Here is a 670-nt window from a genome sequence, read left to right on the forward strand (position 1 = left end):
AAGAAGTGAAAGTTGATACTCACGCGCTTATGAAGTCGACCTACTTGATCGTAGCGACGGCAGTGTGCCGGAACTGTTGAGGGAAGGGACTTCACGTGTAAGTCGTGGCGCGCGTTCAAAAGTGGTTGTAGCGTGGGAAACAAAGTTGATAGTCCGAGTGACAGTCCTTTTTTTTTTTTTCAAGCAGAAGACGGCATACGAGATAACGTCAGTAGTTCACTGATCATCTGTTCTAAACGTTGCGCTTCGGTATCGATACGCTCGAGTTCTTGGCTCTCACCTTGTTTACGAATCGCCAATGCATTTGCCATGCGTAGGCGGGTCAATGGAGAGCGTAGCTCGTGTGAGATATCAGAGAGCAGACGCTGTTGCCCTGAGATCATCTGGTTTACCGCTTCGACCATTTGGTTAAAGCTTTCACCAGCTTGTCTGAATTCTGAGGTACCTTTTTCTAATTGAGGGTCGACCTCAAATTGTCCTTTCGCTACACGTTTTGCGGCGCGTTCTAGTCTGCGAGCAGGTTGACTCAATGCCCAAGCTAACCAAAGTAATAGCGGGGTACTCGCTAACATGACGGCAAGTAAAAGTTGTAGAGGTCTATCAAATAGGCGTAACAAGAACGGCGGCGGCTGATCCCACTTAACTCCGATATACATCATCAGGTTCTCAC

General features: G+C 47.9%; 1 pseudogene. It reads right to left on the reverse strand.

Annotation, left to right across the window (positions count from 1 at the left end):
* Positions 1-194: 194 nt before the first annotated feature.
* Positions 195-670, reverse strand: a pseudogene (locus tag GCE9029_RS25295) (HAMP domain-containing protein); the annotation flags it as partial.

It is taken from the genome of Grimontia celer (assembly GCF_900055185.1).
Classification (GTDB): Bacteria; Pseudomonadota; Gammaproteobacteria; order Enterobacterales; family Vibrionaceae; genus Enterovibrio; species Enterovibrio celer.